Genomic DNA, 19356 nt, shown 5'->3' with positions numbered 1-19356 from the left:
TCCGGAAATTCGCCGCGGCTAGAATTCCGCGACGTCGAGCACCGCACGGGCGAATTCCGCCGGTGCTTCCTGCGGCAGGTTGTGACCGGTGCCACCACCGATCGTGCGATGTTCGTAGCGTCCCGAAAACCGGGCGGCATAGGCGGATGGATCCGGATGCGGGGCGCCATTGGTGTCCCCCTCCATGGTGATGGTGGGGATGGTCACCACCGGTGCCTTGGCAAGCAGCACCTCATAGGCATCGTATTTCGCCTCGCCCGCAACCAGTCCGAGCCTCCAGCGATAATTGTGAATGGTGATGTCGACATGGTCGGGATTGTCGAATGCGCTGGCGGAGCGGTTGAAGGTTTCGTCATCGAACTTCCAGGTCGGCGACGCCGTCTGCCAGATGAGACGCGCAAAATCATGAGTGTGCGCGGCGTAACCGGCACGGCCGCGTTCGGTGGCGAAATAGAACTGGTACCACCAGGCAAGCTCGGCCTTGGGCGCAAGCGGTGCGCGATTGGCTTCCTGGCTGCCGATCAGATAGCCGCTGACCGACACCAGCGCCTTGAAGCGCTGCGGCCAAAGCACGGCCATGATATCCGCCGTCCGCGCACCCCAGTCATAACCCGCAACGATCGCGGTCTCGATCTTGAGCGCGTCCATCAGCGCGATCATGTCGACCGCAAGTGCGGCCTGCTGGCCATTACGCGGCGTCTCGGCAGAAAGAAACCGTGTCGAGCCATAACCGCGCAGATAGGGAATGATGACCCGATACCCGGCATCGGCAAGGATCGGCGCAACATCGACATAGCTGTAGATATCGTATGGCCATCCGTGCAGGAGCAGGACGACGGGACCATTTGCCGGGCCGTCCTCTGCATATCCGATATTGAGGACACCGGCATCGACCTGCTTCAGGGCAGCAAATTTCGTATGGCCGCCCGGCCTGCCTTGCGAATTGCCGGATGACCCGGCTGCGGCGGATTGAGCATTGGCCAGCGACGTGGCGCCGAGCTCGACGGCTGCGACGGTCATGGCTGCCAGGCCAAAGAAGCGGCGGCGTTGAAGCTGAAACATATCGGTCATGGGTTTTCTCCGGTTCGCGTTGATGACGATCCCCAAGAAACAGCCCGTATGTATTGTCGATATGTCCTGCGACCTGCTCAACTGCAAGCAAGTGTAGCGGCACGCCGCCGAGATACAGTTCGATACAAAGACCTCGCCTCGCCTGCGCGAAAAGACGACGAGATGGCCGGTCCCGCCCGCCTGATTGTTTCATATTGTGGTGGCGGGGACGCCTCCTACACTCCGATACATTTCTCCCTGAAGCCGGACACATCCCGGATACCTGCGCCCGACCAGATTGGCGCAGTTGCCGATCACGCCCATGTCGGCGGCGCCAAGATCCACCAAGGGCTTCAGAGGACATGATCATGACGCTTCTCGTCATTGCCTATCTCGGAGGGGCGCTCACCATCCTGAGCCCCTGCATCCTGCCGATCCTTCCCTTCATCTTTGCCCGTGCGGGACAACCGTTCCTGCGCAGCACGTTGCCCATGCTGGCAGGCATGGCGGCGACATTCTCGCTCGTCGCGACGCTCGCTGCGATCGGCGGCGGCTGGGCCATCGAGGCCAATGAATTCGGCCGGCTTGCCGCGCTGCTGCTGCTTGCACTGTTCGGCCTCGGCCTCATCTCTCCCCGCATCGCCACGATCCTGAGCCAGCCCGTTGTAAGGCTCGGTAACCGCCTGATGAATGCCGCCGGAAAGCCGGGCAGCGTTCCCACGGCCGCGGGCTCTCTCATTCTGGGCATCGCCACCGGTCTCCTCTGGGCGCCCTGCGCCGGGCCGATCCTCGGTCTGGTGCTGACCGGTGCCGCCCTGCAGGGCGCCAATCTTGAAACCACGGTTCTCCTCGTCGCCTATGCTGCGGGCGCAGCTACATCGCTTGCCCTCGCCCTTTTGGCAGGTGGGCGCATCTTTGCTGCCTTGAAGCGGTCCCTGGGTGTCGGCGAGCGTATTCGTCAGGTCCTTGGCGCAGCTGTCATTGCAGGCGTCGGCGTCATCGCGCTCGGCCTCGACACCGGCCTCCTCGCCAAGCTTTCCTATGCCAGCACGTCCTCCTTCGAACAGGCGGTTCTCGATCGTCTCCACACCCGGCCAGGCGAAGGCGGCATGGAGGTCGCAAGCTCGGACAATTCCATGCTCGCCGGCAACGGCACGCCGTTTCACGCCGACCTTCCCGTCGAAAGACGCGCGCCTTCACTGGGCGGTGCCGTGGAATGGCTGAACTCGCCGCCGCTTTCCGCGGAAGCCCTGAAGGGCAAGGTCGTGCTGGTCGACTTCTGGACCTATTCCTGTATCAACTGCATCCGCACCATTCCGTATGTCCGCGCCTGGGCCGAGAAATACAAGGATCAGGGTCTCGTCGTGATCGGCGTGCATGCGCCGGAATTTGCCTTCGAGAAAAAGATCGACAATGTCAAAAAGGCAATCTCCGACTTCAAGATCGGCTATCCCGTCGCCATCGACAATGATTACAGAATCTGGCGTGCCTTCAATAACAGCTACTGGCCGGCCAGCTATCTGATCGATGCCAAGGGCAATATCCGCTACCACCATTTCGGCGAAGGCAATTACGGCCGGACCGAGCAGGCGATACAGGACCTGCTGCGTGAAGCCGGCAGCGACCTCGCCACCACTGCGCCCGTCAAGCCCGAGGCAAAGGGCGCAGAAGCGAGCGCTGACCTGAAGGATATCCGCTCCGGCGAGACCTATATCGGTTACCGGCAGGCCACCGGCTTTGCCTCGAACGAAGGCCTTCGTCCCGGCTCCTCCAGCACCTATTCGATCGACAGGCCCGACCTCAACGAATGGGGCCTCTCCGGCAGCTGGACTGTCGGCGCGGAAGAAGCGACCCTCGACAAGAGCGACGGCGCCATCACCTACCGGTTCAGCGCCCGCGATCTGCATCTCGTGCTGGGGCCGGACGGCTCGGAAAAGCCGGTCCGTTTCCAGGTGACGATCGACGGCCACGCTCCCGGCGCCGACCACGGCACGGATACCGATGCCGACGGCAATGGCACGGTGACATGCACCCGCCTCTACCAGCTCGTCCGTCAGTCCGGCGACGTCACGCCCAGAACCTTCAGCATCCGCTTCCTCGATCCGGGCGTGCAGGCCTACGCCTTCACCTTCGGCTGAACCCTTTCCCTCACCCATCCAGACAACAAAGGATCACGACATGAACCGCCGTTTCATTTCCATGGCAGCCATCGCATTTGCCACCAGCGTCATCGCCTTCGCCGCACAGGCTGCGGAGGTGAAGAACATCGTCATCGTGCATGGCGCCCTTGCCGATGGCTCCGGCTGGCGCAAGGCAACCGAAATCCTCGTGGATCGGGGCTATAACGTCACCATCGTGCAGGAGCCGATCACCTCTCTCGCAGACGATGTCGCCGCCACCAACCGCGTGCTGGATCTTCAGGACGGACCGTCGCTCCTCGTCGGCCACAGCTATGGCGGCATGGTCATCACCGAGGCGGGAAACAATCCCCATGTTGCAGGCCTCGTTTATGTGGCGGCCTTCCAGCCGGAAAAGGGGGAAAGCCTGTTCGATCTGGCAAGCTCCAAGCCTGCCGGCGGAATGAACATTCGCGAAACGAAGGACGGGAAATATCTCTATCTGGACCCCACGGCATTCGCGGGGGACTTTGCCGGCGACCTTCTGAACAAGGACGCCGATTTTCTGGCGAGATCGCAGGTCTTCGCCGCCAAGCAGGCATTCGCGGCGAAGATCAGCGAGCCAGCCTGGAAGACGCGCAAGAGCTGGACGGTCGTCGCTACCCAGGATCGTTCGATCAATCCCGATCTCGAACGCGATATGGCCAGACGTGCGCGCAGCGACGTGACCGAGATTGCGGCAAGCCACTCCGTTTTCGCCTCTCAGCCCGAAAAAGTTGCCGATGTGATCGAAAAGGCGGCAAAAGCCCTTTCACACTAAGGACCCACAGATCTCCCATCAAACTGAGCCGCGCCTTTTTGGGCGCGGCTTTTGTTACGCTCCGAGCGGCGCGCCAAGTGAAAAACGCCGGGTGATGCCGATGGCCTCCAGGAACGCCTCATCATGGCTGACTACCAGAAGCGCACCGTCATAGGCGACCAGACCCGCCTCCACCGTGGCGATGGAGTCAAGATCGAGGTGATTGGTCGGTTCGTCGAGAATAAGCAGTTGCGGCGGACTTTCTCCACCGAGGACGCAGGCTAGGCCGGCGCGCAACATCTGCCCACCCGACAATTGTCCCACTTGCCTGAGGCTGGCATCGCCACGAAACATGAAACGGGCGAGAGCCGCCCGGCAGGCATTTTCGCTGGCTCCGGGATTGAGGCGCATGAAATTGTCGCGGATCGACAGCTGCGGCTGAAGCAGGCTGACCTTCTGGTCGAGAAAGGCGCATGGCACCTCGACCCTGACGGACCCTGAAAGCGGCGCCAGGCCTCCGGTGATGGCGGACAGCAGCGTCGTCTTGCCCGTGCCGTTCGAGCCGATGACGGCAAGCCGCTCGGGACCAGTCATTGTCAGCGAAAGATCGGAGAGGACTGGGGCATCGCTTGCATAACCCGCAGTCACCTTCTCCAGCCGCAGCACCGTCCTCGACGCCACAAGACCCGTGGATGGCAGCGAAACCTTGAAGGGATCGAGAACCTCCAGGCGGTCCCGGGCAACAGACACATCGGCCCTCGCCTCTCCCGCCATTCGGCTTGCGGCCGCGGCCTTCTCTCCACCCGTCTGCTCTGCGCGCATGGCACGGCCACCGGCCGAAATTCGCGGCATTCCACCCTCTGCCGCCTTCCTTTTTCCTGCACCATCACGGCGTGCCTGCCGCTCCGTCGCCTCCTGTGCCTTGCGCTCGACCTCGCCGAGCCGCTTCTGCGCGTCGGCCAGATCATGCCGGGCAGCGGCAAGTTCAAGAGCCTTGCGTTCCCGGTAATGGCTCCATTTTCCGCCATAACGGCTGATGCCGAGCGATGTCAGCTCCACGATCGCATCGACATTCTCCAGAAGCTCCCGATCGTGGCTGACGACGATCGCGCCGTGGCGCCAGCCGGCGAGAAGCTCGATCACCGCCGCCCGCCCGTCCCGGTCGAGATTGTTGGTCGGCTCGTCGAGGATCAGGAAATCGGGTGCGTGATAGACTTGGGCAGCCAGTGCGGCACGGGTGCGCTGGCCGCCGGAAAGCTGCGCAAGCGACGTCGACAAAGGAATGGAGAGGCCAAAACGCGCCAGCGCCGCCTCGATATCCGGCTCCAGCATCCAGTCGATATCGGCCAGTTCCTCGAGCGTTGCCGTGCCGGATTGCGCGCGCCCGAGCAGGGCAAGCGCATGACGGGCACCGAAGAGATCGGCGACGGTGTCCCCTTCCGTGACCTGTACGCTCTGGCGCAGGATGTGGATGCCCGCGGGCGCCATGACGGATCCCGACGCCGGCGGCAAGTCACCTGCGATCAAGTTCAGAAGCGTCGTCTTGCCGACACCGTTGCGGCCGACGAGCCCAGCCCGTTCGGGGCCGAAGACGATATTCAGATCGGAGAAAAGCGGACGACCGTCAGGCGTGGACCAGGACAGATTGGAGAGAGTAACGGAATGCGGCATGGACAAGGTTTTCCCGGATGGCAAGGCAAAGCGGCGTTGCGATTGGGTTGAAATCCATTGTCGACCATCCTGTTGGTGCTGCAGACGATGGTGATCTAACGCGTAAAAGCGGTGGGTTCAAGGCATACGGCGACGCTAATCCCAGGCGACCTCCCTGACCAGATCGACCAGCGCCCGCAGCTTGGCCGGAATATGGCGCCGGCCGGGATAATAGAGGCAGAGACCCGGATAGGGAGCGATCCAGTCGTCCAAAACCTCAATCAATGTGCCATCGGCAAGGTCCGCGGCGACCTGCCACGCATTGAGATAGGCAAGGCCGGCGCCTTCCCGTGCGGCCCGCAGCATCAGGTCGCTCTCGTCAAGCGTCAGCAGGCCCGGAACATCCAAGGTGAAGGCCTCGCCGTGCCGCTCGAATTCCCAGTGATAGAGAGAACCGCTCGCCATACGCGCCCGAATGCAATCATGGTTCTTCAGATCGGCCGGCACTTTCGGCCGGCCATGCCGCTCGAAATAGCCGGGAGAGCCGACGATCACGGGGCGAACAGAGCGGCTGATCGGCTGAATGACCATATCCGGCGGCACGGTCTCGCGAATGCGAATGCCGGCATCGAAGCCCTGCGCATTGATATCGACCAGCGCGCCCTCCGTGACGATTTCGACCGCCATTTGCGGATGGCGCCGCCGGTACTCTAGAAGCACCGGATTGAGTACCATGCGCGCCGCACCGACAGAGGTGTTGATCCGCAGCGTGCCGCTCGGCTCGGTGCGATGCTCGTCCGCCAGATCGACCGCCTTGCGGATTGCCGCCAGCGCCGGCGCGATCTCGGCCACGAACTGCTCACCGGCGGAAGACAGGACGACGCTGCGTGTGGTCCTGTTGAAAAGCCTCACGCCGATGCGGGCTTCCAGAACCGCGATCTGCTGGCTGAGTGCGGAGGAGGATATGCCCAGTTCACGCGCTGCCGCGCGGAAGCCGCCATGTGTAGCCACAGCAACGACCGCCTCGAGTTCGGCCAGTGTCCCACGCAGCATTGTCCGCCATTCCTTATCAGATCGTCCTTTATTGGCCAGCTTATCAGATCAATGTGGAACCGCCAGATTAACCGCATCATTTTCAAGGAGAAGACGATGCGTATCATCGACAAGATCTATATCGACGGCCAGTTCATCACCCCGCATGGCGCGGAGATCGCCGATCTCCACAATCCCTCGACGGAGGAGAGGATCGGCACGGTGCGTCTCGGCGACATCGAAGATGCCCAGGCGGCGATTGCCGCGGCAAAGCGTGCCTTTCCGGCCTTTGCCGGCACAGGCAAGCAGGAGCGCATCGCCATGCTCGAACGCCTGAGCAACGCTGTCGCCGCACGAAATGCGGAACTGACCGAGGCGATGGCGATGGAATATGGCGCCCCGCAATATTTCACCGGCTTTGCCGTCGCCCATGCGGCATCCAGTTTTCGGCACATGGCCGAGGTGCTCAAGGATTACAATTTCAAGCGGCGGATCGGACGGGCCGAGGTCACGATGCAGCCCATCGGGGTAACGGCCGCGATCACGCCCTGGAACAGCAATTACGGTTTCATCTGCGCCAAACTCGCAACCGCGATCGCAGCCGGCACGACGATCGTCATCAAGCCGAGCGAGATGAGCGCGATCCAGACGCAACTGCTCACCGAATGCCTGGATGTGGCCGGCCTACCGAAAGGTGTCTTCAATATCGTCAACGGTCGTGGCGACGTCGTCGGTGCGGAATTCAGCCGGCATCCGGATATTGCCAAGGTGACGTTCACCGGCTCGACGGCCGTCGGCAAGCAGGTGCTGCGTGCCGGTGCGGAAACCCTGAAACGGGTGACGCTTGAACTCGGCGGCAAGGGGCCAAATATCATTCTGGACGACGCGGATCTTGACCTCACCATTCCCACGGTCCTGCGAGTTGGCCTGATGAACAGCGGCCAGGCCTGCATTGCCGGCACCCGCATTCTTGTGTCGGAAGCAAGAAAGGCCGAAATGATCGAGAGACTGCGGGCAGAAATCGCAACCTTCAAGCCGGGTATGCCATCCGATCCGGCCGTGATGATCGGTCCAATGGTAAGTCAGAAGCAGTATGAACGGGTACAGGCCTACATCAAACTGGGGGTCGATGAAGGAGCAGCACTCATCGCCGGTGGCCCCGGCCGCCCACAGGGCATCAGGAATGGCTGGTTTTCGCAGCCGACGATTTTCGCGAATGTGACGAACGATATGCGGATCGCCCGCGAGGAGATTTTCGGACCGGTGCTTTCTGTCCTGTCTTACCAGGATGAGGAAGAAGCGATCCACATCGCCAACGACACGAGCTACGGGCTTCAGGCATATCTGCACGGCACGGACATGGAGCGAATGCAGAAACTGGCTAGCCGCTTGGATTGTGGCCGCGTCGTCATCAATGGCGCGCCCCACGAGCCGTTGGCCCCGTTTGGTGGTATGAAGCAATCCGGCATCGGCCGCGAATTTGGCTCTTTTGGGCTGGATGCTTTTCTGGAGCCTAAGGCGGTATTGGCTTAAGGCCGCACGGCGATTTTGTACGGCAGCATCACCGCTCGATCAGTTGACCCGCGTGGTGATGCTCTCTGGGTCTTGAAGGGACTCGAACCGCAGACCTCGTTGATGCAGCCTTCGCTCATCGAGAACGAGTGCTCTTGAAAACAGATACGTACTAAGGATTGTCGTGATTCCCGGCCGCCACTCACGCAGCTTGATCTTGCTGATGATGATGGCCCCGGCCGGCCGAGATCGTGCTAGGCGGCTTCTCGCTTGACAACAGTTCCATCGAACAATTAGCAGCCACCTGTCGTTGGCCAAACCCCGAGGATACGCTCGATTTTGGTCAGATCGCCGCTTGCAAGAAATCTTGATTCAGCATCAATGGCTTGGCCTGCAACACACATAGATGGGTACATTTTTTTACCGTTCCATTGTTGCTTTTTTAACAGGATTGCTCCATATCGTTGCTCAACAATACCCGCCACGCCTCGGACGGAACCTCGGTTCCGAAACTGCGCACCCCGGCGGGTTTTTTGTTTTCTAGCTATTCGAATCCGCCTATGAAATGGCATGAAGTTCGAAAAGCCTTCCGTCTCCATCCCCGACCAAATCGCCTTGCTGGAAGCAAGGGGAATGGCTGTGCCAGATTATGCCCACGCTGCCCATTGCCTCCAGCATATAAGCTATTATCGGCTAAGGGCCTACTGGTTGCCATTGGAGGACACGCCACAGGCTAGTGGTGCGCATGGGTTTCAAGCTGGAACCTCCTTTGACCAAGTCTTGGAGCTCTACATTTTTGATCGGCGGCTGCGCCTCCTCGTGATGGATGCGATCGAAAGGATTGAAGTATCCTTGCGAGGTAGCTGGGCACATCACCTTGCCATGAAATACGGACCACACGGCTATCTCGATCCTGGTCTCTATCACCGGCCCGATCGATATGCCCAAGCCTTCGCCAAATTGATCGAGGATCTGAAAAGGTCGAAAGATACCTTCATACTTCATTACAGGAACAAATACGACGATCCAGAGCACCCACCGATCTGGATGACAGCCGAAGTGATATCGTTGGGGCAACTCTCGATGTGGTATAATAATCTCAAGAACCGGCCGGATCGACAGGCGATCGCCAAGGTTTACGGGCTGGATGAAACGGTTTTGGTATCGCTCGCCCATCACCTGACATATATCCGCAATATTTGTGCCCATCACGGCCGACTTTGGAACAAGCAGGTGACGGTAAAGATGATTGTGCCGACGTCTCCTGCGAGCTTAAAGCTGGCTATGAATGGCAATGCACAAGGGCGAGTCTACAATACCATTGCAGTTCTCGGCTACCTCATGGATATCGTTGCACCGAACAACCAATGGCGCGAGCAGATTGCAGGACTGGTGGATTCATGCCCGCTGGCGGACAAGGCCGCGATGGGCTTCCCGGCCAATTGGAAGAATCTCCCTGCTTGGAATTGACTAGACAGGAGGGGCGGATAGCCTTCTACCATAGGTCCGATTTTCGAGCGCGCCTTGAAGGGATCGGAACCAGCGACCCCGCAGATGGAAGCAACCAGGTCTGGAGTCATTTGGCTCAACGGGTTCAGTCCTATTCGAGCGCCACTTCTAAACTGGCGCCCGCATTTCAAAATTCCAACGTGCAGTTAATCGACGCTCATCACCAGGGCTGGCGGCCGTGGCTTCCGAAAAATCCTCCCGTGGGACCATCGCTCCCGATCAAGGCCATCTTGATTGCTGTCTGGGCACCCTCCTCGGGCGAGATGAAGCCCGTATTCTTGTTGAGATCCGTGCGGACATGGCCGGGCTCGACGACATTAACCTTGATGCCGAACGGCGCGAGTTCCTTCGCAAAGGAAACCGTGACGGCGTTGAGCGCGACCTTCGATGCGGTGTAATCGAGGAGATTGACGCTCGAGTAGAGCGAAGTCGGATCGGTGATGAGAGCGAGCGATCCCACGCCACTGCCCATCATGACGACTCGTGCATCGCTTGCCGCCTTCAGCAGAGGAACGAAGGCTTGGGTCACCCGGATAGGGCCGAACAAGTTAACCTCGAAAGTCGACTTGATGTCCTCCATCGAAACCTGGCTTGGTGGCGTACTGACATCGACCAAGATCCCGGCATTGTTGACGAGAACCTGGAGCGCTTCGATTTTGTTGGAGAGCTGTGCAGCGGCTTGTTGAACGCTAACGTTGTCGGCTACGTCGATCGCAAGGAACCTGGCATCGAGGCCGTCCTTCGTGAGCTGTGCAACCGCCGCCTCTCCCCGCTCAGGATCTCGGGCACCGATCCAGACCGTCATGCCTTGCTCGGCCAACCCTTTGGCGATGGCAAAGCCAATGCCCTTGTTCGCGCCGGTTATCAGCGCATGTTTTTTCTCAGTTCTCAATTTGAAACCTCAATTTTGCAGGCGTTTGACAGCCTTGAAGACTTGATAGCCGAGGCAACGGCTACCAGGGTTGCGGGCCGTCGTGTCCGAAGAAGCCGCCCGTCGGGCCGTCGGCCCCAATCGTCGCAAGTCGGATCGCGCTTGCGGCACCCTCATCCGGCGTCAGTGTACCGTTGTTGCCGTTGAGGTCGGTGGCCACGCTGCCCGGCTCGACAGCGTTGACCTTGATACCGAACGGCGCGAGCTCCTTGGCAAAGGCAACACTCACGGCATTCAACGCCGTCTTCGACGAGTTGTAGGCGAGCAGGTTTGCCGTGGAATAGATAGACGTCGGATCGGTGACGAGACCGAGCGACCCAAGGCCGCTGCTCATCATCACGACGCGAGCGCCGGCGGCCTTTTTCAGAAGCGGTAGAAACGCCTGTGTCACGCGGATCGGGCCGAAGACGTTGACCTCATAGACGGCCTTCAGCTCGTCCATGGGCTGCTCGCTCGGCGGATTTGAGAAACCCAAGGCAATTCCGGCATTGTTGACCAGTACATCGAGTGATCCCAACTGCCTGTTCATGAAGATAGCTGCGGCGTCGACACTGCCGGGATCCGCGACATCGATCAGGAGGTGACGGGCGTCGACGCCCGCCCCCTCGAGTTCGACAACCGCTGCGCGTCCGCGCGTGGCATCACGGGATCCGACCCACACCTGATATCCAAGGGCCCCCAGTCCCCTGGCGATCGACAGTCCGATACCCTTGTTTGCGCCGGTGATCAGCGCTGTCGGTTGATTGGTCATGACTGATCCATCATGCCTTCGACTTGTCGATCGGCTGGCCGACGTGATGATGCAGGTCACCAAAGTGGCGCGGCTTCAGAAGGCGGTATACGAAACGCCATTCGCCATCGTGCTTTTCGAACGTATCGACGTAACGGCCCGTGCAGATCGGCTGCAGCGGGAAGCCTTCGAGTTCCTGATGGACAGTGAAGTAGCAGACGGAGTTCGCCTTCTCCCCCGAGGCATCGACGTCGATGATGATGTTGGAAATCTGGTGCCACGTCCGCGGGGTACCATCCCCATGTCGCTGGACACCGGCTGCGAGGTACTTTTCGATGCCGTCGCGGGTGCTTGCCGTTTCACCGAGGATATCCATGGTGGCATGCTGGAGAAGTTCGCCGACCTGATCGAACTTTCCGTCGTCCAGAAGGTGGGTGTAGGTCGCGAGCAACCGCGTGATGGCGCTTTCAGCGTCGAGGCGTGCGATGATGTCTGTGGTATTGGTCATGACAGTTCCTTTGAGATTGGCGGGCCCGAAGGCTCCGCGCGGGGTTTAAAAGTGAGCGGCTTGGGGTTTTGGAACCTCATTGCCGATTGAGGGAGCCTTTGGGCGAACCGTCCGGATCGCGACCAGAGTGGCGATAAGCGAGATCACTGCGGCAACCGCGAATGCAGTTCCAAGTCCGACCGTGAACTGACCCGGAACCGAGCTACCCGCGTAGACGGCAGCGATGATTGCGAGGCCAAGTGCCCCGCCCACCTGTTGGTCCATCTGCAGGAGCCCCGAGGCCGCACCCGCGTGTTCAGCGGGGACGTTTTCCATGATCGCGACAGTACCGGGCGTGAAGACAAGCGCGACGCCGACGGCATGCATGACGAGGGGTGCGAACACGGCAGGGAAATAGGCGCTGTCACTGTCGAGTATCGCAAAGCCGACGAAGCTACAGGCAACGAGCACTTCGCCTAAGGCCAAGAGCGGTCGAGGCCCGAACCTGACGATCAAGCGGGGCATGGACGGCGAGACCGTAAAGACGGTGGCAGTCAGCGGCAGGTAGGCAAGGCCCGCTATCAGTGGCGCGAAACCGAGGACCTGCTGCAGATACTGCACGATCAGAAACAGCATCGAGAAGTGCATTCCGACGATGATCGCCATCACGATCAGTCCGCCGACGCGAGGCCGACTATGCAGCAGCGACAGGTCGAGGAGAGGTTCCGCGGCCCAGTTCTCGATCCTGAAAAACGACACCAGCAGAGCAGCGGAGATGGCGAAGGACAGGATTGTCGACGCCGCTGTCCACCCGCGCTCGGCAGCGCTGATGAAAGCATAAACGAGCGCGACCGATCCGAGGGTCGCGGTCAGCGCACCCGCGACGTCGAGCCGCGCTGGTTTCGGTTCCGTTTCCTTGACAAGCCGGCCGATGAAAATGAGGACGATAGCCCCGATCGGCACGTTGATCAGCAGCGACCAACGCCATGACAGCAGGTCGGTCAGGGCGCCGCCAAGGATGAGCCCGACGGAAGCTCCGACCGAGGAAATCGAGATGAAGAGGGAGAGGCCCCGGTTCCGCTCGGTTTCATCACGCGCCATCGTCGTGATGAGAGCGAGAACGCTCGGTTCGGCAAGAGCTGCCCCGGCACCCTGGAGAACACGTGCAAGGATCAGGAGAAACGGCGTTCCAGCGATACCGCCCATGAGCGATGCCGCCACAAAAACAGCAATGCCAATCTTGAAGGCTTTCACCTGGCCATAGATGTCACCGAGGCGGCCCCCAAGCAGGAGAAGGCCACCGAACGCCAAGGCGAAGGCGTTCGGCACCCACGAAAGCCCGGCCGGGGTAAATCCGAGCTCTGTCTGGATCTTTGGCAGCGCGACCAGCACGATCAGGAAGTCCATCGTCAGCATGAGCTGAGCCGTCAGGATCGTCGTCAGCGCTGTTGCACGTCGAAGACGGGAGGAATTCGAGGACAAGGGTCCTCCTTGGCTGGTCGCCATGTCGCGCCACCTTTTCAAGAAGTCTTGGGTGTTGAAGGATTGGGCTGGCCTTTGCTCAGCCCAAGCGCATCAGACCTGCGATGCGCCGCCGTCGACGATCAGTTCGACGCCGTTGATGTAGCCAGCGTCTTCGCTTGCGAGGAAGGCGACAGCTTTGGCGATGTCCTTCGGCTGTCCAAGACGGCCAACGGTGCTCTTGGTCTCGAGATGCGCGAGAATCTCGTCGCGCTTTTCCGCGGGGAAGAAGTCGTAGAGGGATTGGGTTCTGACCGGGCCAGGGCTGACGACGTTGATCCGGATGCCGGAACCACGAATGTCGTCGATCCAGGATCTCGCCAGATTACGGAGACCTGCCTTCGTCGCACCGTAGACGCTCATCATCGTGCCGGGCTGGATGGAGGCTGTCGACCCGATCAGCACGATCGCGCCACCGGAACCCATCAACGGCAGCGCCTTCTGCACGGTGAAGATGACACCCTTCAAGTTCGTGTCGAAAATGCTGTCATATTGCTCTTCGGTGATAGCGCCCAAGGGAGCCAGAATTCCAAAGCCCGCATTGGCAACGAGAATGTCGAGCGTCGAATATTCGGACTTGATAGCGGCATACAGTGTGTCGAGTTCCTGGAGATTAGAAACGTCCGCCTTGATACCCTTGGTGTCGCCGCCGATCTCTTTGACCGCAGCATCGAGCTTTGCGTCCTGGCGACCTGTGATGATGACCCTGGCGCCGAGTGAAGCCAGTTCCTTGGCAATGCCCAGACCGATCCCTGACGATCCGCCCGTGACGAGCGCGACTTTTCCTTCGAATGACATCGATGTTTCNTGGCGCCGAGTGAAGCCAGTTCCTTGGCAATGCCCAGACCGATCCCTGACGATCCGCCCGTGACGAGCGCGACTTTTCCTTCGAATGACATCGATGTTTCCTTTATGACGATGGCAACCTATTTAGCGGTCGCTATATAAACAGCTACAGTCGTTTGATGGGTGGCGCAACATCTATTTAGCGGTCGCTATATATTTTTCTCGGTGAGCTTGCCGCCTCTACTAGTGCTCGCTATAAAGAGAGGCTGAACAGGTGATCTATGGAAACAAAAATTCGCAGGAGGCGTCCGGCCTTCGACCGGGAAGAAGGGGTGGCAATCGCCCAAGGTCTCTTTCATGAACGCGGCTATGATGCCGTGGGTGTGGCCGACCTGTGCGACGCGCTCAGTATCGTCGCACCAAGTCTCTATGCCGCTTACGGCAGCAAGGCCGAGCTGTTCAACCGGGCGATGAAGCGTTATGTCGAGACAGACTTCTTGCCTCTGGACGACATCCTCACGCCGGACAGCAAGCCAGCGGAAGCCTTGACGAAACTCTTTGTCAGGGCGACCGGACAATACACCCGCCACGATAAGTGGAAGGGCTGCATGGTCACGGAAGGCATGCGCGCTGACGACGAAACGGCGCGAAACATGGCTGCCGAGTTGGCCAAGGGTGGTGCCGACATTATCGCCAGCTACATCCGTGAACATAATGCAAAGGATCCAGAGCGGGTAACGGATTACGTATTGATGACCCTCCGTGGTCTGTCTTCCTATGCATGCCTCGGCTATTCGACAGAGCGTTTAACCCACTGTGCGGAAATGGCCGGGCGCGCGCTGGACGACGACTTCGCGAGTTAAGCTGACCGCTGCGTATTACGCTCTTGAACAAAATCGATTCTTCGACCCCCACATCGAAAAGGTTTCAAGGGTATACGGAGCCTGCTTAATCTCCGGCCGCAGCCAGCGCGCATTACCCGGTAGGTTATGGCAATGCTGCTAGGCCACTAGCGAGCATGAAATCGCCAAAATCGACAATCGCCATTCGGATTGCTCTCCAGCTTCCGCTTGGCTCTCCCTATGGCAAGTGATCGTACCCGCGTATAGAAACTTATCGCGGTATGCGCGTTTCCATCGGGCCTTAGTTGTCGTTCCATCGTTTGGAAAAATTGGAGTTTCGGTTGGAAAAACAGAGAGTTTATTGCGTCTTTGAAGGTGCAGGGGCCAGAGGACTGGGCCACGTCGGTGCCCTTCGCTCTTTATCCAAACACGACGTTGAAATCTCAGGACTGGCAGGCACCTCTGCTGGCGCTATTCTGGCTGCACTTGCCTGCGCTGGCTATTCTCCCGAGGAGCTTTTTTCGGACCGGGCTGGGGCCAATGTTCTCGACGGTCTTGATCTAGACATTGTTAACGACGACGCAACGCGCACGAATATACCAGCGCGAACGCCGGCGAAACTTTTCGGCGATGCGGCCTGGCGCAAAATTCGCGCAATCCGGTTCCTTCATGCCAATAGATGGCTACTAAAGAATTTCGGGCTCCTTCTGCTTGGTTTTACGCTGGTTGGTTTTTGGTTTTTTCCGCAAGCGGCTTTGGCGGTTCTTCTCCTGACGCTCCTTGCAGTAGCAGGCTGCGCTGCGTTTTTCCTGAGGGGTGTCGTATCTCTCGATGCCGTCAAAATTGGTCTCGACCAGCTGATTTCTATCAAGCACCATGGCCGGCGGAAAGGAAAAGCAGTGACTTTTAAGAACTTCGCTGACGCAGGGCGTTTGCCGTTGAAAATCGTTGCTGCCAATATTACTAAGCAGGAGCTGACGGTATTTTCCGCCGAGACGACTCCAGATGTGGCGGTCTCAGATGCCGTCTGCGCATCCATCGCTATCCCCGGTGTTTTCAGGCCGCGTCATATCGATGGCAGCTGGTATATGGATGGAGGATTGGTCTCCAACCTGCCGGCCTGGACTTTTGACGACGAACGCTCAATCGATCGTGACGCTTTGACTGCGGCGATCGAGATCAGTGACGGTGAGAGCCGAAACCGTTTGGCGCCTGGTTGGACACTGGGATCGGCGCTCAAGACCATGATCTTCGGATCGGGCATTCTCAACAAGCGCGGTGTGGACCGTCTCACATCAGAGCGTCTCGTCGTCGATCTCGGCCTTCTTGATTTCGACATCGGTCGTGAGCGCGCGGCGGAAATCGTTCACAAGACGGAATCGTTTTGCGACGGTAGCCTTATCGCACGCATGATTGAATTGCCGCGGATCATAAACGAAAAATGCGAGAGCGTGGCGCTGCGATGCCATGACATCATCAAAGCGGCCCTCATGGCGGCGGGGTCGCAGGGCCCCACGTTCAAGACGCGCATTGCAATCGGCATCCCGATCAGTCCTCGAAACCGCACCGTCAGGCTTGAGTTTAGTTCGGGATATGACGATCTCTCAGATGAACGGATCTGTCTGCCCGTCGAGCGCTCTCTGATAGGACAAGCCTGGAGCGAGAGCCAGACTTTGTATGCTTCCAAAAGCGACGCCGAGATCTGGAGCAAGAGCCTCTCAGCTCCTCAAGATCGGTGGCTTCGGAAACTAATCTGGAGGGACTTAAGTTGGGTTCTTTGCGTTCCCATAGATATCGATGAGCGAACAAGAATTGTTGTAACGCTCGATAGCGATCTTGAGCTTGATTTTGACCAAGATGTACAGCAGGAGTTGCTGAATACGCTCGAAGCTCTTATATTGCAGGAGTTCCAGTTTTTGGAGACTGTGGAAAGGGAGTTGCTCAATGGCCGTTAAAATGCTTTCGCGAACAGCAAAGACCGGTGCAAAAAGCAATTCCAGCGCTGCGATCCGAATGGCTGTTAAGACGAAGTACTCCGAATATCTCGCATCCGAGCCGACGGATCACGCTCGCAAAGCATCCGACTTGGCCAAGAAAATTCGCGAGTTTGAAGCTAGCGTGGATTCCGATCCGCGCCCTGTCGTAAGAAGTCGCAACGCGAAAACAGGCCTATTCCTCAAATAGACCTGAGGAACGAAAAGATCAGGCAGCCGTCCGAACATCGCGCCGTTTTTGCGGCTGATCTGGGCAAGCCGGACAAGCAACGGATGCGCCAATCTTTATCGTCGGATCAATCGCGACCAACGTCGGACGTCCGTCCAGGATTGACTTGATCTGTCTGTCAAAGTCGGAGCGACCCACTAAATACATTCCACCACGTGCACCCTCAAAACTGCAATTCCAGGCTGCAAGCGCCTGGCCAAACCGCAGCGCATCTGTCAGGCCAGTAGCACCCCGGCCCTTCAGCTCCGCCAGACCTCCGCCTGTGGCACTCGCCAGAAAACCACCGGTACACCAGTCACCAGAGCCACAACTATCGACAAGTCTGGGAGCGGAAAAGGCAGGGACTTGCGTCCACTGCGATACCTCGCCATCAAGACGGTGGCGATATCGGAGCCCGTCGGCTCCAGTCGTCTGGATTTCGACGAGTGTTGCAGTTCCCTCTGACATTGCACCGCCAGCCTCAGCCAGACGCTGATCTGAGTATTTAATCACGTGCGCCAAGCCAAGTGCTTCCGCGAAAAGCTTGTCATCCGTCTTACCCGACGGCTCGAAGACCACGACAGCGCCTTCGGACGCGGCAACGCCAGCCAGCGTCAGCGCGGCGCGCGATAATCGATCGAGAAAAAAGACCGAGGAATTCTTGAGTTTCGGAACGACTGTCTCAACCGCAGCCTGGGTGACCGGCCTGTAACTTGGCAAACGCTGACCGCAATGCGGACACGTCCAAAGAAATCTGTGCGTCGGAGTGCCATCCCGACCGCGCCTCATCTGTTGGATGATAATAGGCGTGTGGCCAGTCGGTGCGCTGTTGGCAAAATCTAGATGTACATTCCAGGATACAAGGTCGGCGCGCACGCGCTCCGAGGCCGGATCGCCGTTCATTCTGGCAATCGGATACGCATCCCACCCAAGATACGCCATTATCGCCATCACGTTTCCACACGTACCACCCGCCCAGGATTGCACGGGCGAATTGGGATCGAGGCCCATGACAAGGTCAAGGGCAACCAGTCCGGTGCCAAAAATCTTGGGTTTGTTGACGATCTGCTTCATGAAGCGCTCGTCCTTTCATATGTGTAGCAGCGGCCTTGGTTGCGGGTAAACGTCGCCCTCCAACCATATATGAACCAGATGCGTTGAATCTGGGGCGTCCGAGACTGATGCCTCTAAATCATACCCTAACGCTTCAAGGTAAGCGACTGGTAAATTCCGTTCGAGCGCAGCCAGCAGTGCTCCAAGTGCCATCACTTTGCTACCGAGAGGGGAAAGAACAAGCCTTGACCCACCAACCTCGGAAAAGACGGGTTTACGCAGATCGTCAAGGCGCAAGATAGTGCGGTAGAGATCGAGCGGATCCCGTTCGTCGGCATATACAATGTCACGTGTATCCACCGACCAGGCGCTCTCCAATTCGACCATATACTCCTCGGCTAGGCTGTCGCCAAGACGGGGGTCCATCGATGGGAACGGCAAAATCGGGCAAGTATCATGTGGCGATACGAAATCGTACAAGCGATCGAGCGCGGCCCTTTTTCCGGTGGCAAGTTGAGGCAGCCATAGCTTGGCCGCTCCCGCGAACTTATTGAGCGTAAGACCGCCGACAAAGCCATGTACATAACCGGGAGAATCGCTGGCAATCGTCTTGATCGCTCCATCCAGAGAAGGATTGTGGGCCACGAGCAAATGGAGATTGGGTGGCCCCTTTCCACGCTGACTGTACTCCACCAGAAGTCTTATGATCGGAAAGCTCGTCCCCACGGACAGCGCGCTGACGTCAACGACCACGTCGGTGACGGATTCAAAATCCTGTTTCGCCAAGAACCGCGCCACGTTACGACCGCCTACTACGGCGAGGTCGCTGCCAAAAATATCGACTGGAACGAGCTCATGGTCGGGTACGATCGCCTGCAGGTCGTTGATATTCTTTTGTGCCCTTGCGACGAGCGCAGGAGATGGGGTCGGGCGATTTTCCTGCAGAAACAGCCCGCGAAGACGGGCGCCCGCCTCTGCAAGCTTTCGGGATATCACACTCGCACGAGGATCGAAGCCAGCCCCAGCGATCACGACCACGTTACGGTTGGTATCGGCAAAATATTCGCCGATAAAGTCGACAACCGCTTCACCGCTGTGTGAAATACACGGATCCCAACGCCAGTTGCGTGTCATT

The 19356-nt window shown here is 58.9% G+C and carries 16 protein-coding genes; 6 read left to right on the top strand and 10 right to left on the bottom strand.

Annotated elements, in window-relative coordinates; all coding sequences use genetic code 11:
• Positions 1-18 precede the first annotated feature (18 nt).
• Positions 19-1071, bottom strand: a complete 1053-nt coding sequence (locus tag AC2GXZ_RS22340; RefSeq protein WP_483761419.1) for an alpha/beta fold hydrolase — start codon at positions 1069-1071, stop codon at positions 19-21.
• A 347-nt stretch (positions 1072-1418) separates the two neighbouring features.
• Here AC2GXZ_RS22340 and AC2GXZ_RS22335 point away from each other — a divergent pair, with 347 nt between their 5' ends.
• Together AC2GXZ_RS22335 and AC2GXZ_RS22330 are read left to right on the top strand one after the other, a co-directional pair.
• Positions 1419-3188, top strand: coding sequence for a cytochrome c biogenesis protein DipZ (locus AC2GXZ_RS22335; RefSeq protein ID WP_483761418.1), 1770 nt, complete (start codon positions 1419-1421; stop codon positions 3186-3188).
• 40 nt (positions 3189-3228) lie between these two features.
• Entirely contained in the window at positions 3229-3987 is a 759-nt protein-coding gene (locus AC2GXZ_RS22330; protein ID WP_483761417.1) for an alpha/beta hydrolase, read from the top strand.
• A 54-nt stretch (positions 3988-4041) separates the two neighbouring features.
• Here the strand turns inward: AC2GXZ_RS22330 and AC2GXZ_RS22325 are convergent, their stop codons facing one another.
• The gene (locus AC2GXZ_RS22325) at positions 4042-5637 is read right to left on the bottom strand and encodes an ABC-F family ATP-binding cassette domain-containing protein (protein WP_483761416.1); all 1596 of its coding nucleotides are present in this window, start codon (positions 5635-5637) and stop codon (positions 4042-4044) included.
• 135 nt (positions 5638-5772) lie between these two features.
• Positions 5773-6669, bottom strand: coding sequence for a LysR family transcriptional regulator (locus AC2GXZ_RS22320; RefSeq protein WP_483761415.1), 897 nt, complete (start codon positions 6667-6669; stop codon positions 5773-5775).
• A 96-nt stretch (positions 6670-6765) separates the two neighbouring features.
• On the opposite strand from AC2GXZ_RS22320, the gene AC2GXZ_RS22315 reads away from it, so the two are divergent.
• On the top strand, positions 6766-8181 hold the full coding sequence (locus AC2GXZ_RS22315) for an aldehyde dehydrogenase family protein (RefSeq protein WP_483761414.1): 1416 nt from the start codon (positions 6766-6768) through the stop codon (positions 8179-8181).
• 549 nt (positions 8182-8730) lie between these two features.
• Complete coding sequence (locus tag AC2GXZ_RS22310; protein ID WP_483761413.1) at positions 8731-9630, top strand: Abi family protein; 900 nt, start codon at positions 8731-8733, stop codon at positions 9628-9630.
• Positions 9631-9829: 199 nt separating this feature from the next.
• On the opposite strand, the gene AC2GXZ_RS22305 is transcribed toward AC2GXZ_RS22310, so the two are convergent.
• The 5 genes from AC2GXZ_RS22305 to AC2GXZ_RS22285 all read right to left on the bottom strand — a co-directional run bounded on the left by AC2GXZ_RS22305 (position 9830) and on the right by AC2GXZ_RS22285 (position 14136).
• Positions 9830-10561 (bottom strand): SDR family oxidoreductase, encoded by a 732-nt coding sequence (locus AC2GXZ_RS22305; RefSeq protein ID WP_483761412.1) that lies wholly within the window; start codon positions 10559-10561, stop codon positions 9830-9832.
• A gap of 61 nt (positions 10562-10622) precedes the next feature.
• Positions 10623-11351, bottom strand: a complete 729-nt coding sequence (locus AC2GXZ_RS22300) for an SDR family oxidoreductase (RefSeq protein WP_483761411.1) — start codon at positions 11349-11351, stop codon at positions 10623-10625.
• 10 nt (positions 11352-11361) lie between these two features.
• Positions 11362-11838 carry a nuclear transport factor 2 family protein gene (locus tag AC2GXZ_RS22295; protein ID WP_483761410.1) on the bottom strand — a complete coding sequence of 159 codons (477 nt, stop codon included), beginning with the start codon at positions 11836-11838 and terminating at the stop codon, positions 11362-11364.
• 45 nt (positions 11839-11883) lie between these two features.
• Complete coding sequence (locus tag AC2GXZ_RS22290) at positions 11884-13299, bottom strand: MFS transporter (RefSeq protein ID WP_483761409.1); 1416 nt, start codon at positions 13297-13299, stop codon at positions 11884-11886.
• Between the two features lie 93 nt (positions 13300-13392).
• Positions 13393-14136, bottom strand: coding sequence for an SDR family NAD(P)-dependent oxidoreductase (locus AC2GXZ_RS22285; RefSeq protein WP_483761408.1), 744 nt, complete (start codon positions 14134-14136; stop codon positions 13393-13395).
• A gap of 269 nt (positions 14137-14405) precedes the next feature.
• Here AC2GXZ_RS22285 and AC2GXZ_RS22280 point away from each other — a divergent pair, with 269 nt between their 5' ends.
• A complete protein-coding gene (locus tag AC2GXZ_RS22280) occupies positions 14406-14987 on the top strand; it encodes a TetR/AcrR family transcriptional regulator (protein ID WP_483761407.1) in 582 nt (193 codons plus the stop codon).
• 320 nt (positions 14988-15307) lie between these two features.
• Positions 15308-16921 carry a patatin-like phospholipase family protein gene (locus AC2GXZ_RS22275; RefSeq protein ID WP_483761406.1) on the top strand — a complete coding sequence of 538 codons (1614 nt, stop codon included), beginning with the start codon at positions 15308-15310 and terminating at the stop codon, positions 16919-16921.
• A 247-nt stretch (positions 16922-17168) separates the two neighbouring features.
• On the opposite strand, the gene AC2GXZ_RS22270 is transcribed toward AC2GXZ_RS22275, so the two are convergent.
• Both AC2GXZ_RS22270 and AC2GXZ_RS22265 read right to left on the bottom strand, forming a co-directional pair.
• Entirely contained in the window at positions 17169-18242 is a 1074-nt protein-coding gene (locus AC2GXZ_RS22270; RefSeq protein WP_483761405.1) for a carbohydrate kinase family protein, read from the bottom strand.
• A 15-nt stretch (positions 18243-18257) separates the two neighbouring features.
• Entirely contained in the window at positions 18258-19355 is a 1098-nt protein-coding gene (locus AC2GXZ_RS22265) for a hypothetical protein (RefSeq protein ID WP_483761404.1), read from the bottom strand.
• Position 19356 lies beyond the last annotated feature (1 nt).

The organism is Aliirhizobium sp. YIM B11859 (assembly GCF_057163345.1).
This window is presented reverse-complemented; position numbering and strand designations above follow the sequence as displayed.